Here is a 13,329-nt window from a genome sequence, read left to right as displayed (position 1 = left end):
CATGAAGACCCGCTTGCGGCGCTGGCTGTTCCTCACCCACCGGTGGCTGGGCATCGTGGCCTGCACCTTCTTCGCCATGTGGTTCGTCTCCGGCATGGTGATGATGTACGTGGGCTACCCCAGGCTGACCGATGCCGAGCGGCTGGCCCACCTGCCGCCGCTGCCGGCCGGCGCAGCGCTGCTGACCCCGCGGCAGGCGCTGGATGCCGCCGGCATCGCCGGCCCGCTGCGGGAACTGCGGCTGGCTGCCGCACGCGGCGGCCAGGCGGTCTACCTGGCGGTGCCCGACACCGGCGCAGCGGCGCCGGCCGGCCAGCGCCCGCCGCCGCGCGGCACCGGCGTGGTGGTCGTGGACGCGGCCACCGGGCAGCGCCTGCAGGGCGTGGACCCGGCCCTGGCCCTGGCCAGCGCCGCCGCCTACGCGGCCGGCGCGGCGGGCCTGCAGTACGCGGGCTCGGTGGACGAGGATGCCTTCACGCATTCGCGCGCGCTGGACGCGCACCGCCCCCTGCACAAGGTGCAGCTGGCCGACGCCGACCGCACGCTGCTCTACATCTCGGGCCGCACCGGCGAGGTGGTGCGCGACGCGACGCGCACCGAGCGGCTGTGGAACTACGCTGGCGCCTGGATCCACTGGCTGTACCCGCTGCGCGGCAATGTGTTCGACGCGTACTGGGCCGACATCGTGAACGGGCTGTCGATCCTGGGCATCGCCATGGCGCTGGCCGGCACGGTGGTGGGGGTGCTGCGCTGGCGCTTCGGCCGGCCGTACCGCAGCGGCTCGCGCTCGCCTTACCCGGGCCGCATGATGCGCTGGCACCACGTCAGCGGCCTGCTGTTCGCGCTGGTCACCATCGCCTGGATCTTCAGCGGCCTGATGTCCATGAACCCCTGGCGCATCTTCGACACCGGCGCGCCGCCGCTGCGCACCGCCGCGCTGCAGGGTGGCCCGCTGGCCATCGGCAGCGAGGACGCCGCACCCGCCGCGCTGCTGGCCGCCGCCCATGCCGCGGTGGGCGACGTGCGCGAGCTGCGCTGGGCGCGGACGCTGGGCCAGGCCACCGTGCTCGCGCAGGGCGCCACCGGCCGCCCGGTGCTGCTCGGCAGCCGCAGCGCCCAGCCCCGGCGGCTGGACCCCGACGCGCTGCGCGCGGCGGCCGCCGGCCTGGTGGACGCGCCGCTGGCGCGCGTGGAACGGCTGACGGCCTACGACCTGCACTACTACGACCGCGCGCCGCACACCATGACCGGCGGTGGCGACAAGCCGCTGCCCGTCTGGCGCCTGGTGTTCGACGACGCCCATGCCACCTGGGTGCACCTGGACCCGCACACCGGCGCCGTGCTGGGCCGCACCGACAGCGGCCGGCGCACCAGCCGCTGGCTGTTCGCCATGCTGCACAGCTGGGACTGGCTGCCGCTGCTGGAACGCCGCCCGCTGTGGGACGCCGTGCTCATCGCGCTGAGCCTGGGCGGCACGCTGCTGAGCGTGACGGGCGTCGTGGTCGGCTGGCGCCGCCTGGGGTTCAAGCTGCGCCCGGCGCGCACCGGGTCACGCACCGACTGACGCAAGGCCCATGCACCGGTATGCACCGGTGCGCACCGGTGCGCGCGCCGGGCCTGCGCCCCGGCCCCGTCCAGCGTGTATGGTTCGCCGTACGCGACCCGGGCCAGCGCCGCCTGCCGGCCTGGCCCCCTCCACTCCCATTGCAAAGAAGGCTTCCATGCAATCCACGCTCCGCATCCTCCTCGCCGCCGGCACCCTGGTCGCCGGCATCGCCCACGCCCAGGTCACCGTACAGGACGCCTGGGTGCGCGCCACCGTGCCGCAGCAAAAGGGCACCGGCGCCTTCATGCAGCTGCGTTCGGCCAAGGACGTGCGGCTGGTGTCCGCCAGCTCGCCGGCCGCGCCCATCGTCGAGGTGCACGAGATGGCGCTGCAGGACAACGTGATGCGCATGCGGCCGGTGCCCGGCCTGGAACTGCCGGCCGGCAAGACCGTGGACCTCAAGCCCGGCGGCTACCACGTGATGCTGATGGACCTGCCCGCGCAGGTGAAGGCCGGCGAGACCGTGCCGCTGACGCTGGTGTTCGAAGGCAAGGACGGCCAGCGCGAGACGGTGCAGGTGCAGGCGCCCGTGCGCGCCGTCAACGCCAGCGCCGCGCCGGCCGGGCAACACAAGCACTGAGCCTGGGCACGTTCAGCCGCAGCGGCCGTGCTCGATCGGCCCGCGGCAGCGCTCCAGTGCCTGCGCGAGGTCCAGCGGCTTGTCCAGGTGGTAGCCCTGGGCGCAGTCCACGCCCAGCCGGGCCAGCGCGAGCAGCTCGGCCTGGGTCTCCACGCCCTCGGCCACGACCAGCGAGCCGATCTCGTGCGCGAAGCTGGTCAGGCCCTTGGCCAGCGCCTTGCGCTTGGGGTCGGCGTCGATCCCGTGCGTTAGCTCCATGTCCAGCTTGATGATGTCGGGCTCCAGGCTCAGGATGTGGCGCATGCTGGAGTAGCCGGCGCCGGCATCGTCCACGGCCAGCGTGACACCTTCGGCGCGCAGAGGCTTGAGTGCCTGCGACAGCGCCGCATAGTCGCGCACCACGGCGTGCTCGGTGATCTCCAGCACCACGCGCGAGAGGTCGTGGCCGCTCTCGCGCAGCGCCAGCAGGCGGCCCGACAGGATCATCTCGGGCGAGCTGTTGATGTTCATGCATGGGCCGACCGGAATGCGGTCCAGGTAGGCCAGCGCGTTGCGGATGGCCTGGAACTCCAGGTCCAGGCCCACGCCCGCGTCGTGTGCGGCGGCGAACCAGCGGTCGGGCGGGCGCCGCGGCTCGGCGTCGAAGCGCGACAGGCATTCGAAGCCGTGCAGCCGCAGGTCGGGCAGGTGGTAGACCGGCTGGAACACGATGCGCGGCGCGCCCTGCGCCATGACGGCACGCATGGTGGCGGCGGTGTAGGCCTTGTCGCGCTCGCGCCGGGCCGAGGCCTCGAAGTGCAGCGCGATGAACTCGGCGCAGGCGCGCAGCAGCTGCACGTCGCGCTCGTCCAGGGTCTGGTTGGGCTCGTAGCTGAAGCAGCACAGCGTGCCGTACACATGCGCGTCGGACAGCACGATGGGCACGCTCAGGTGCGAACCGATCGGGATCTCCACCGTGGCCGGCAGCTGGCGGGCCACGGCGTCGCGCGAGGTGTCGGGGATGAACTGCGGCAGTTCGCCGCGCACCACCTTGAGGCAGTAGCCCTCGGTCAGCGGAATGCTCTGGCCCTGGTGCAGCGGGCCGGCGGACTCGTCGTCCAGCAGTTCGAGCAGGCGGTCCTGCTCGCGAAAGCGCGACACGAACGCGACGTCCATGCCCAGGTAGCGGCGCACGATGCGCAGGATGGCCTCCAGGCCTTCGGCGTCCTGGGGCGGCGCTGACGGTTCTTCCGGTTCCTGGGTGCTGGCTGGCGCTGTCTGCATGCTCTCCCTCTCCGGGTCTGGCCCCGCGGGCAAGGGCCGCGGCAAGGTGCCAGGTTCCATTCATACCGGCCGCGCGCACGCGCCGGGATCGGCCTGGGCCGGACGCCGCTGTAGGTCGGCAGGAGCGTCAGCCAGCCGGCGCGGCCTCGGCCTGGGCCTGTGCCTGCACCTGGGCGCGCAGCCAGCGGCTGGCCGCGCTGGCATGGCTGCGCTCGTGCCACAGCTGGTAGAAGCGCATGGGCGGCAGCTCGGCAGGTGCCGGCGCCATCACCAGTGGCAGCCGCGCCGCATAGTGCGCGGCGAAGCGGCGGGCGGTGGTGAACACCAGGTCGCTCTGCAGCAGCGCATAGGGCGCCAGGTTGAATTCGGGCACGGTGGCGACGATCTGGCGCTGGTAGCCGGTCTTGGCCAGTTCGCCGTCGATGGGGCCGGTGCGCGGCTGCGCGCCGGTGTGCGGCGCCAGGTGACGCATGCGCAGGTAGCGCGCCAGCGCGATGCGGCGCTCCTGCGCGAGCGGATGGCCGCGCCGCATGAGGCAGACGATCTCGTCGGAGAACAGCACGGCCATGCGCAGGTCCTCGCGCGGGCGCGGGTCGTTGTTGATGACCAGGTCCACGCTGCCCTCGTCCAGCGCCTGGGCCAGGTCGAAGGCCGCGTCGGCCGGCCGCACGTGGGCGGCGATGCGCGGGCCGGCGCCGGCCAGCCGCGCCACGATGCCGGGCAAAAAGTCGGGCGGCAGGCAGTCGGAGCAGACGATGTGGAAGGCGCGCTCGGCCCTGGCCGGATCGAAGCTGCCGCCGGCCTCCAGCCGCGCGGCCTGGGCCATGATCTCGCGCAGGGGTTCGCGCAGCGTCTGGGCGCGCTCGGTCAGCACCATGCGCGCGCCGCTGCGCACCAGCAGCGGGTCGGCCAGCAGCTCGCGCAGGCGCTGCAGCTTGCGGCTCACGGCGGGCTGGGCCTGGCCGCTGGCCTCGGCCACGCGCGTAATGCTGCGCTCGGCCAGCAGCAGCGCCAGCAGGCGCAGGTCGGCCAGGCTCAGGCTGTGCAGGTCGTCCTGCATGCGGTGGGGCCTGCCGCTCAGGAATGCAAGGACTTCAGAGCCACGTCCGGCGCTGCGGCCACGATCGTGAGCAGTGCCGCAGCAGGACCTGTGGGCTGACGGCGGTGTTGTTCCCAGTTCTGCAAGGTCTTGACGCTGACCCGCATGAGCTTGGCGAACTCGCTCTGCGACAGGCCGATGCGGTCGCGCACGGCCCTGGCATCCGGCGCCGTGACGTGAAAGCGCCGCGACGCTGCTGCCGTTCCACGGGCGATGGCTTTGGCCTCCTGCAGGCTGCCGACGAGGTCTTCAAACAGTGTCTTGTCCATGCTCACAGCTCCTTGACCAGTTCGCGCAGGATGGCCACTTCCTTGTCCGACAGGGAGTCCTTCCTGGACTTTGGATAGACCACCAGCATGTAGATCTGGTGCTCGTCCTTCATCCAGTAGTAGATCGCGCGCACCCCACCGCTCTTGCCCCGCCCTTGCACCGCGTGGCGCAACTTGCGGATGCCGCCACCGCCTCGGACCAGGTTACCGCGCTCGGGGTCTTCGACCAGCACGTTCTGCAGTGCGCGGTATTCATCGTCGCTCAGCAACTCCGTGACCAGGCGCGTGAAGGTCGGGGTCTCGATGAACTCCATGGGCTATTTTATACGCCAATGGCGGACAGGATGCCAGTGCCATTGCCGTCAACCGTGCAGCGAGGACAGGAACTGCTTGAGCTCGGGCGTCTGCGGATTCGCGAACAGCTCGTTCGGCGGCCCCATCTCGTGCACGCGGCCCTGGTGCATGAAGATCAGCCGGTCGCTGACCTTGCGCGCGAAGTTCATCTCGTGCGTGACCATCAGCAGCGTCATGCCTTCCTCGGCCAGGCTCTCAACCACGCGCAGCACCTCGCCCACGAGTTCGGGGTCCAGCGCGCTCGTGATCTCGTCGCACAGCAGCACAGCCGGCTCCATGGCCAGCGCGCGCGCGATGGCCACGCGCTGCTGCTGGCCGCCCGAGAGCTGGTCGGGCCAGGCGTCGAACTTCTCGGCCAGGCCCACGCGGGCCAGCAACTTTTTGGCCTGCTCGGCACCGGCGGCGGCGTCCTTCTTCTTGACCAGGCTGGGCGCCAGCATCACGTTCTTGCCGACGGTCAGGTGCGGGAACAGGTTGAAGCTCTGGAAGATCATGCCCACGCGCTGGCGCAACGTGCGCATGGCGTTGGCATCGTCGTGCAGCAGCGGCTTGCCGTCGACGGTGAGGCTGCCGCTCTGGAACACCTCCAGCCCGTTGATGCAGCGCAGGAGGGTGCTCTTGCCCGAGCCGCTCTTGCCGATGATGGCGATGACCTCGCCGGGCTGGACCTGCAGGTCGATGCCCTTGAGCACCTCGTTGGCGCCGTAGGACTTGCGCAGGCCCTGGATCTCGACGATGGGGGCCAGGGTGGCGTCAGGCAGTGCGGACATGGAGTTTCCTCTCGAGGGTCTTGGCGTACAGGCTGATCGGGAAGCACAGCACGAAATAGAGCAGCGCCACGCAGCTGTAGACCACGAAGGGCTTGAAGGTGGCGTTGGTGATCATGGTGCCGGCCTTGGTCAGCTCGATGAAGCCGATGACCGAGGCGAGCGCCGTGCCCTTGACCACCTGCACCAGGAAGCCCACGGTGGGCGGCACGGCGATCTTGACGGCCTGCGGCAGCACCACGTGGCGCAGCTTCTCGCCGAAGGACAGTGCCAGGCTGTCGGCGGCCTCCCACTGGCCCTTGGGGATGGCGGCCACGCAGCCGCGCCAGATTTCCGTGAGGAAGGCGCTGGTGTACAGCGTGAGTGCCACCGAGGCCGCGACCCAGGCCGAGGTCTGGATGCCGAACAGCGCGATGCCGAAGTAGGCCAGGAACAGCTGCATGAGCAGCGGCGTGCCTTGGAACAGCTGCACGTAGCCGCCCACGAGCGGTTCGACACCGCGCTTGCCCGACAGCCGCGCGACCAGCAGGCCGAGGCCCACGAGGCCGCCGCCGACGAAGGCGATCAGCGAGAGCACGACCGTCCAGCGCAGCGCGAGCAGCAGGTTGCGCAGGATGTCCCAGAGGGAGAAATCAACCATCGCAGTTCTCCTTGGCGCTGCGCGAGACACGTAGTCCACGGCACCGGCTGATACGTAGGGGGGCCGACGGCCGCGGAGCAGGCCATGCCAGCAGACGCCGCGGAACTGGCCCTGCCAGGCCGCTGGCGGCGCCCCTGGAGGGGTATGGGATGTCTACACGAAGTGAGACATCCAAACGGGGTGGGTTCATGTCACCTCCCGTAGATGAACTTGGGGCCGGCCCAGTTCAGCAGCCGGCGCAGCGCCATGGCCAGCACCAGGTACAGCAGCGTGGCGACGATGAAGGCCTCGAACGCGCGGAAGTTGCGGCTCTGGATCAGGTTGGCGGCGTAGCTCAGTTCGGGCGTGGAGATCTGCCCGCACACGGCCGAGCCCAGCATCACGATGATGGTCTGGCTGACCAGCGCCGGCCAGACCTTCTTGAGCGCCGGCGGCAGCACCACGCGCGTGAAGGTCTGCATGCGGGAGAGCGCCAGGCTGGCGGCGGCCTCGATCTGCCCCTTGGGCGTGGCGTCGATGCCGGCGCGGACGATCTCGGTGGCGTAGGCCGACAGGTTGACCACCATGGCGATGACCGAGGCGGTCTCGGCGCTGAGCTTCACGCCCGCGGCCGGCAGGCCGAAGTAGATGAAGAACAGCTGCACGATGAAGGGCGTGTTGCGGATCAGCTCCACATAGGTGCCGACCACCCAGCGCAGCCATCCGGCGCCGTGCGAGCGCACCCAGGCGAACACCACGCCCAGCGCCACGCCCAGCAGCGCGGAGATTGCCGTCAGCCCGATGGTCCAGAGCATCCCGGTGGCCAGCAGCGGCCACTGGGACAGCACGGCCGCGAAGTCGAGTTCGATCCGCATGGCGCTGGTCCTCGCGTCGGCTTACTGGGGCAGGTCGCCGGCCGGGCGGCCGAGCCACTTCTGCGCCAGCTTGTCCAGGTCGCCCGAGGCCTTGGCCGCGACCAGGATCTCGTTGATTTTCAGGCGCAGCTTGTCCTCGCCCTTGGCCACGCCGATGAAGTTGGGCGAGTCCTTGAGCAGCAGCTTGTACTCGGTGCCCAGCTGCGGGTTCTTGGCCATCATGTTGCCGGCCACCGAGGCACCCGTGGCGATCAGCTGCACCTGCCCCGCGACGAAGGACGAGACCGTGGCGTTGTTGTCCTCGAAGCGCTTGATGTCGGTGCCGGCCGGCGCGAGCTTGGTCAGCTCCTGGTCCTCGATGGCGCCGCGGGTCACGCCCACGCTCTTGCCGCCCAGGTCGGCGAAGCTCTTGATGGCCATGGCCTTGGGCGCGAACACGGCCTGGAAGAAGGGCGAGTAGGCGACGGTGAAGTCGATCACCTTCTCGCGCTCGGGGTTCTTGCCCAGCGTGGAGATCACCAGCTCGGCCTTGCCGCTTTGCAGGTAGGGGATGCGGTTGGCGCTGGTGACGGGCGTCAGCTCGACCTTCACGCCCAGCTTGTCGGCGATGTAGCGCGCCGTGTCGATGTCCAGGCCCTGGGGCGCCATGTCGGTGCCGACGAAGCCGTAGGGCGGGAAGTCGGTCGGGATGGCGATGGTGATCTTTTTGGACGCCATCACCTTGTCCAGCGCGTTCTGGGCATGGGCGCCGACGGCGGCGCCGCCGAGCAGGGCGGTGAGTGCAGTGAGGGCGAGGCGGCGGCTGAGGCGGTTCATAGCAAGGCTCCGAGGTAGGTGGATGGTTCGTCCGGCGCATCGCCCGAAGCTGGTGCATCGGCCCGGGCGGTGCGGCGTGGCGGGGTTCTTGTACGCAAGACTTGTGCCGCAGGCGCATCGACCGGCGCGAGCGCATCGCGCAGCTGGGCTAGCGGGTCGTTGTCCACCGGCAGGCGCAGCGCCTCGTGCACGGCGCCGATGTGCTGGTGCATCAGGGCCTCGGCCCCGGCGAAGTCGCCGCGCTCCAGCGCCGCGACGATCTGCACGTGGTCCTCGCATGAGGCCTCGGCGTTATTGGGCGACTGGTAGAGCATGGCGATGAGCGTGGTGCGGGCCGTGTAGTCGCGCAGCGTGTCGGCCAGCAGCGTGTTGCCCAGGCATTCGGCCAGGCACACATGGAAGTCGCCGAGCAGGAAGCTGCGCGCGCCCACGTCCGTGCCCGCCACGGCCGCCTTCTCGCGCGCCAGGTGCGTCTTGAGCTTTTTCAGTGCGGGCGGACGCACCGTCTTGAGGCTGCGGATCAGGCCGGTCTCGATCACGCGGCGGGCCTCGAAGGCCTCGCGCGCGTCGTCCTCCGAGGGCTCGATCACATACCAGCCGCGCCGCGCGCTGACGGTGACGATGCCGCGCGCGGCCAGCCGTGTGAGCGCCTCGCGCACCACGGTGCGGCTGCAGTCGAAGAGCATGGCCAGCGGCTGCTCGCCCAGGCGCGCGCCCGGGGCGAGTTTCTGCGCCATGACGGCCTGGATGATGCGTTCGCTGATCTCGGATGCGCTGGTGGCCATGCACCTGCTTCAGCAGGAAGCGTGCCTGCTGGTATGCAAGATGGATGCACCAGAGTGGCGCGCGGCGCTGGTCAGCGCAGCGGCGGTGCGAAGTGCAGCCCGCCCTTGTTCCACAGGCTGTTGAGCCCGCGGGGCAGGGCCAGCGGCGTGCCGCGGCCCAGGTTGCGCTCGAAGATCTCGCCGTAGTTGCCCGTGGCGCGGATGGCGCGCGCCAGCCAGTCGCGCTCCAGGCCCAGCAGCCTGCCCAGGTCCTCGCCGGTGCCGACGATGCGCTGCACGGCCGGCTCCTGGCTGCTGGCGCGCAGCTGCTCCAGGTTGGCCCGGGTCACGCCGAGCTCCTCGGCCTCGATGAGGCCGTAGACGACCCAGCGCACGATGGTGGTCCACTCGGTGTCGCCACGCCGGACCATCGGGCCCAGCGGCTCCTTGGCGATGATCTCAGGCAGCAGCACGTGCATGTCTGGAGAGGCCACCAGGCGCGCGCGCAGCGAGGCCAGTTGCGACATGTCGCCGCTGTAGGCATCGCAGCGGCCGGCGAAGTAGGCGGCGTTGACGTCGGCCAGGCTGTCGAACGCCAGCGTCTTGAGTTCCAGCCGGTTGTTGCGCGAGTACTCGGCCAGGTTGCGCACGGTGGTGGTGGCCTGCAGCACGCAGACGGTCTTGTCCTTGAGCTGGCGGGCCGAGCGGATGCGGCTCCTGGCCGGCACCATGAAGCCCTGGGTGTCGTAGAAGGCCACGGCCGTCATGTGCAGGCCCATGGACGCGTCGCGCGCCAGCGTGATGGTGGTGCTGCGCGACAGCACGTCCACCTCGCCGGCCTGCAGCGCGGTGAAACGCGCCGTATGCGACAGCGGCACATAGCGCACCTTCTCGCCATCGCCCAGCACGGCGGCCGCGATGGCGCGGCAGATGTCCACGTCCAGGCCCTCCCAGCGGCCGTCGCCGGCCTGCGCCGACAGGCCGAGCAGCGCATCGTCGCCGACGCCGCACACCACCTGGCCGCGGGCGCGCACCGCGTCCAGCGTGGCGCCGGCCTGCGCGCTGGCGGCCCAGCAGGCGGCGGCGAGCAGGCAGCCGGCGGTGCCGGCCCGGCGGAGCAGGCGGGGAAGACGCGGGAGGCGTTGCAGCAGACTTCGCATCAGAGGACGCAGGGGCACGGCGCGCACGCACGGCAGCTCGGGCATGGTCGGTCCTCCGGTGACGGGTGGCTCAGCGCACGGGCAGCGCGTACTGCAGCCCGCCCTTGTTCCACAGGTTGTTGAGGCCGCGCGGCAGCCCGACGGGCGTGCGGGGGCCCAGGTTGCGCTCGAAGATCTCGCCGTAGTTGCCGGTGGCGCGCACCGCACGCGCCAGCCATTCACGGTCCAGCCCGAGCAGCTTGCCGGTGTCTTCGCCCGCGCCGACGACACGCAGCACGGTGGGGTCCGCGCTGCGCTGGAGCGCCTCGACGTTGGCGGCCGTCACGCCCAGTTCCTCGGCCTCGATCAGGCCGTAGAGCACCCAGCGCACGATGCTGACCCACTCGTCGTCGCCGCGGCGCACCAGCGGGCCCAGCGGCTCCTTGGCGATCACCTCGGGCAGGATCACGTGGTCGGCCGGGTTGGCGGCGAACTTCACGCGCAGCGACGCGAGCTGCGAGGCATCGCTGGTGTAGGCGTCGCACTTGCCCGCGAAGTAGGTGGCGTTGGCATCCTCGAAGCGGTCGAACACCACCTGGCGGATGTTGAGCTTGTGCACGCGGGCGTACTCGGTGAGGCTGCGGATGGTGGTGGAGCCCTGCTGCACGCAGACGGACTTGTTCTTGAGCTCCAGCGCCGAGCGCACCTTGCTCGTGGCCGGCACCATGAAGCCCTGGCCGTCGTAGAAGGCGATCGCCGTCATCTGCAGGCCCATGGACGCATCGCGCGCCAGCGTGATCGTGGTGTTGCGCGACAGCAGGTCGATCTCGCCGGACTGCAGCACGCCGAAGCGCTGCGGCGCCGTCAGCGGCACGAAGCGCACCTTCTCGGCGCTGCCCAGCACGGCGGCGGCCACGGCGCGGCAGATGTCCACGTCGAAACCCTGCCAACGGCCCTGCGCATCCGGTGCGGAGAAACCCACCAGCGTGGTGTTGACGCCGCACACCAGTTGCCCGCGTGCGCGCACCGCGTCCAGCGTGGGGCCGGCGACCACGGGGCCGGCCGCGGCCAGCGCCAGCAGGCCCGCCAGCGCCAGCGAACGAACGCGGCGCAGCAAGGCGCAAGGCGTGCAGATCGCAGTCATATAGGCCGCCGGCGCATTCCGTATGTGCGCATATTTTGTTCTAATCTCTCGGAGAATTTGTAGTTGAGCGCAATCAAATACTAACGCAGCACGGCGTCGGCGGACAAAGACCAGCCCGCCGAAGTGGCTCCTAGAATGGCCCGCTCCGTCCCGCACATACCGACTCGCATGAACGTTGACGAAGGTGCCCGCGCCCGCCTGCCCACGCTGCCGCCCTGGCTGGTTTCGGCCGTGGGTCCGCTGCTGATCATCGTGCTGGTGCTGGCACTGGCGGCGCTGGCCGTCGCCACGGACCGCGCACGCAGCCGCGAGCGTGCCCTGGTGGGCACGCAGAACCTGGCGCGCCTGATCGAGGCGCAGCTGTCCGACAACTTCGACAAGATCGATGTCTACCTGCAGCTGACCGCGCTGCGCCATGGCGCGCTGCTGCAGGGCGGCGCCGGCGGGACTGCGGCCCCGCTGCCGGCCGAGCAGCCGCAGCTGGCCCGGATCGCGCTGGACAGCGTTGCCATCGCCGATGCCGGCGGCACCGTGCGGCTGCGCAGCGCATCGGCGCCCGGGCCCGCCGAGCATGTCGGCGGGCAGGAGTTCTTCCGGCGCGCCGTGGCAGCGCCGCGCGCGGCGCTGGTGGTGGTCGGGCCGGTCAGGAACGCACCGGACAGCGCGCCGCGCATGGTGTTCGCGCGCGCCGTGCGCGATCCGCAGGGCAGCCTGCAAGGCGTGGTGTTCGCAGACATGTCCGGCGCACAGTTCGACCAGCTGTTCGAGGGCGTGGACCTGGGCCGCCACGGCGCGGCGGCGCTGCTGACCGAAGACCTGCGGGCCGTGCACTACCACCCGTCGGCCACGGGCCTGCCTGCCAGCGTCTCGGTGCAGCTGCGCGAGGCCGTGCGGCGGGCGCCGATGGAAGGCGCGTACGACGCCGCAGGCACGATGGACGGACACCAGCGCATCAACGCCTACCGGCGCCTGCGCGACCACCCGTTCTACGTGATCGTGGGCCGGTCCACGCTGGACGCCATGGCCGGCTGGCGCGCCAACACGCGCATGGTGGCCGCCTTGGCGGGACTGACCATCGTGCTCACGCTGTGGGCCTGGCTCATGCAGGTGCGCTGGTCGCGCCGCCAGCTGCGGGCGCTGCACAACCGCTTCGAGGCCATCGTGCAGACCTCGTCGGACAGCATCGTCAGCAAGACGCTGCAGGGCCGCATCACCACCTGGAACCGCGGCGCGCAGCAGATGTTCGGCTACACCGAGGCCGAGATGCTGGGCCAGTCGGCCGTGCGGCTGGCCCCGCCGGACCGGCGCGCCGAAGACGCGGTGCTGACCGCGCGCGTGCAGCGCGGCGAGAGCCTGCAGGCCTACGAGACCCAGCGCCTGCGCAAGGACGGCACGGTGATCGATGTGTCGATGGCGGTCTCGCCGGTGCTGGACGCGCGCGGGCGCATCGCCGGCATCTCGGTGATCGCGCGCGACATCAGCCAGCACAAGGCGATGGAGGCCGAGATCCGCGCCATGGCCTTCAACGACCCGCTCACGCGGCTGCCCAACCGGCGCCTGCTCATGGACCGGCTGCGCCAGGCCCAGCTGTCCAGCAGCCGCCAGCGCAGCTACTTCGGCGTGCTGTTCATCGACCTGGACGGCTTCAAGCGCGTCAACGACGGCTTCGGCCACGAGGTGGGCGACCAGCTGCTGATCGAGATCGGCCGGCGCCTGCAGGCCGCGGTGCGCCAGCACGACACCGTCTCGCGGCTCGGCGGCGACGAGTTCGTGGTGCTGCTGGAAGAACTCGGCGTGGACGAGAAGACCGCGGCCGACCACGTGAACACCGTGGCCGACAAGATCCTCGACGCGATCGAGCGCGACTACCACCTGCGCGGCGACACGCACCGCTGCTCGGCCAGCATCGGCATCCGCCTGCTGGTGGGCAGCCAGGAGAGCCCCGAGCAGGTGCTGATGGACGCCGACGCCGCGATGTACAGCGTCAAGCGCCAGCGCCGCGCGCTCAAGACCTTTGCCTTCGAATGAACAGAA

14 protein-coding genes are annotated in these 13,329 nt (G+C 70.7%); 3 read left to right on the top strand and 11 right to left on the bottom strand.

Annotation, left to right across the window (positions count from 1 at the left end; translation table 11 throughout):
* The first annotated feature begins 1 nt into the window (after position 1).
* Together ASF44_RS13595 and ASF44_RS13590 are read left to right on the top strand one after the other, a co-directional pair.
* Complete coding sequence (locus tag ASF44_RS13595; protein ID WP_056899766.1) at positions 2-1,564, top strand: PepSY domain-containing protein; 1,563 nt, start codon at positions 2-4, stop codon at positions 1,562-1,564.
* Between the two features lie 157 nt (positions 1,565-1,721).
* Positions 1,722-2,186, top strand: a complete 465-nt coding sequence (locus tag ASF44_RS13590; RefSeq protein WP_056899765.1) for a copper chaperone PCu(A)C — start codon at positions 1,722-1,724, stop codon at positions 2,184-2,186.
* Between the two features lie 12 nt (positions 2,187-2,198).
* Here the strand turns inward: ASF44_RS13590 and ASF44_RS13585 are convergent, their stop codons facing one another.
* From ASF44_RS13585 to ASF44_RS13535, 11 genes are all read right to left on the bottom strand, one after another.
* Positions 2,199-3,449 (bottom strand): EAL domain-containing protein, encoded by a 1,251-nt coding sequence (locus ASF44_RS13585; RefSeq protein WP_056899764.1) that lies wholly within the window; start codon positions 3,447-3,449, stop codon positions 2,199-2,201.
* A gap of 127 nt (positions 3,450-3,576) precedes the next feature.
* The gene (locus ASF44_RS13580; RefSeq protein WP_056899763.1) at positions 3,577-4,509 is read right to left on the bottom strand and encodes a LysR family transcriptional regulator; all 933 of its coding nucleotides are present in this window, start codon (positions 4,507-4,509) and stop codon (positions 3,577-3,579) included.
* Positions 4,510-4,526: 17 nt separating this feature from the next.
* A complete protein-coding gene (gene nadS / locus ASF44_RS13575; protein ID WP_056899762.1) occupies positions 4,527-4,817 on the bottom strand; it encodes a NadS family protein in 291 nt (96 codons plus the stop codon).
* A gap of 2 nt (positions 4,818-4,819) precedes the next feature.
* Positions 4,820-5,131, bottom strand: a complete 312-nt coding sequence (locus ASF44_RS13570) for a type II toxin-antitoxin system RelE/ParE family toxin (RefSeq protein WP_056899761.1) — start codon at positions 5,129-5,131, stop codon at positions 4,820-4,822.
* 48 nt (positions 5,132-5,179) lie between these two features.
* Positions 5,180-5,941 (bottom strand): amino acid ABC transporter ATP-binding protein, encoded by a 762-nt coding sequence (locus ASF44_RS13565; RefSeq protein WP_056899760.1) that lies wholly within the window; start codon positions 5,939-5,941, stop codon positions 5,180-5,182.
* Positions 5,925-6,578, bottom strand: coding sequence for an amino acid ABC transporter permease (locus ASF44_RS13560; RefSeq protein WP_056899759.1), 654 nt, complete (start codon positions 6,576-6,578; stop codon positions 5,925-5,927). The genes ASF44_RS13565 and ASF44_RS13560 overlap by 17 nt, the downstream gene beginning before the upstream one ends.
* Positions 6,579-6,769: 191 nt before the next feature.
* Positions 6,770-7,432, bottom strand: coding sequence for an amino acid ABC transporter permease (locus tag ASF44_RS13555; RefSeq protein WP_056899758.1), 663 nt, complete (start codon positions 7,430-7,432; stop codon positions 6,770-6,772).
* Positions 7,433-7,453: 21 nt separating this feature from the next.
* A complete protein-coding gene (locus ASF44_RS13550) occupies positions 7,454-8,248 on the bottom strand; it encodes a transporter substrate-binding domain-containing protein (RefSeq protein ID WP_056899757.1) in 795 nt (264 codons plus the stop codon).
* Positions 8,245-9,033 (bottom strand): GntR family transcriptional regulator, encoded by a 789-nt coding sequence (locus tag ASF44_RS13545; protein WP_056899756.1) that lies wholly within the window; start codon positions 9,031-9,033, stop codon positions 8,245-8,247. The genes ASF44_RS13550 and ASF44_RS13545 overlap by 4 nt, the downstream gene beginning before the upstream one ends.
* A 71-nt stretch (positions 9,034-9,104) precedes the next feature.
* Positions 9,105-10,217 carry an amino acid ABC transporter substrate-binding protein gene (locus ASF44_RS13540; protein WP_235579214.1) on the bottom strand — a complete coding sequence of 371 codons (1,113 nt, stop codon included), beginning with the start codon at positions 10,215-10,217 and terminating at the stop codon, positions 9,105-9,107.
* Between the two features lie 25 nt (positions 10,218-10,242).
* Positions 10,243-11,295 carry an amino acid ABC transporter substrate-binding protein gene (locus ASF44_RS13535; RefSeq protein WP_056899755.1) on the bottom strand — a complete coding sequence of 351 codons (1,053 nt, stop codon included), beginning with the start codon at positions 11,293-11,295 and terminating at the stop codon, positions 10,243-10,245.
* 168 nt (positions 11,296-11,463) lie between these two features.
* On the opposite strand from ASF44_RS13535, the gene ASF44_RS13530 reads away from it, so the two are divergent.
* A complete protein-coding gene (locus ASF44_RS13530; RefSeq protein ID WP_056899754.1) occupies positions 11,464-13,323 on the top strand; it encodes a diguanylate cyclase domain-containing protein in 1,860 nt (619 codons plus the stop codon).
* Positions 13,324-13,329: the final 6 nt, after the last annotated feature.

The sequence above is a fragment of the Pseudorhodoferax sp. Leaf274 genome (assembly GCF_001422445.1).
Taxonomy (GTDB): Bacteria; Pseudomonadota; Gammaproteobacteria; order Burkholderiales; family Burkholderiaceae_C; genus Pseudorhodoferax.
The sequence above is the reverse complement of the archived record's forward strand: the minus strand, read 5'-3'. Positions and strand labels throughout refer to the sequence as shown.

What these genes read in the sequence shown, in the direction of transcription:
- ASF44_RS13595 (WP_056899766.1), top strand. Translation starts at nt 2, where the DNA reads ATGAAGACCCGCTTGCGGCGCTGGCTGTTCCTCACCCACCGGTGGCTG.
- ASF44_RS13590 (WP_056899765.1), top strand. Translation starts at nt 1,722, where the DNA reads ATGCAATCCACGCTCCGCATCCTCCTCGCCGCCGGCACCCTGGTCGCC.
- ASF44_RS13585 (WP_056899764.1), bottom strand. Translation starts at nt 3,449, where the DNA reads ATGCAGACAGCGCCAGCCAGCACCCAGGAACCGGAAGAACCGTCAGCG.
- ASF44_RS13580 (WP_056899763.1), bottom strand. Translation starts at nt 4,509, where the DNA reads ATGCAGGACGACCTGCACAGCCTGAGCCTGGCCGACCTGCGCCTGCTG.
- nadS (WP_056899762.1), bottom strand. Translation starts at nt 4,817, where the DNA reads ATGGACAAGACACTGTTTGAAGACCTCGTCGGCAGCCTGCAGGAGGCC.
- ASF44_RS13570 (WP_056899761.1), bottom strand. Translation starts at nt 5,131, where the DNA reads ATGGAGTTCATCGAGACCCCGACCTTCACGCGCCTGGTCACGGAGTTG.
- ASF44_RS13565 (WP_056899760.1), bottom strand. Translation starts at nt 5,941, where the DNA reads ATGTCCGCACTGCCTGACGCCACCCTGGCCCCCATCGTCGAGATCCAG.
- ASF44_RS13560 (WP_056899759.1), bottom strand. Translation starts at nt 6,578, where the DNA reads ATGGTTGATTTCTCCCTCTGGGACATCCTGCGCAACCTGCTGCTCGCG.
- ASF44_RS13555 (WP_056899758.1), bottom strand. Translation starts at nt 7,432, where the DNA reads ATGCGGATCGAACTCGACTTCGCGGCCGTGCTGTCCCAGTGGCCGCTG.
- ASF44_RS13550 (WP_056899757.1), bottom strand. Translation starts at nt 8,248, where the DNA reads ATGAACCGCCTCAGCCGCCGCCTCGCCCTCACTGCACTCACCGCCCTG.
- ASF44_RS13545 (WP_056899756.1), bottom strand. Translation starts at nt 9,033, where the DNA reads ATGGCCACCAGCGCATCCGAGATCAGCGAACGCATCATCCAGGCCGTC.
- ASF44_RS13540 (WP_235579214.1), bottom strand. Translation starts at nt 10,217, where the DNA reads ATGCCCGAGCTGCCGTGCGTGCGCGCCGTGCCCCTGCGTCCTCTGATG.
- ASF44_RS13535 (WP_056899755.1), bottom strand. Translation starts at nt 11,295, where the DNA reads ATGACTGCGATCTGCACGCCTTGCGCCTTGCTGCGCCGCGTTCGTTCG.
- ASF44_RS13530 (WP_056899754.1), top strand. Translation starts at nt 11,464, where the DNA reads ATGAACGTTGACGAAGGTGCCCGCGCCCGCCTGCCCACGCTGCCGCCC.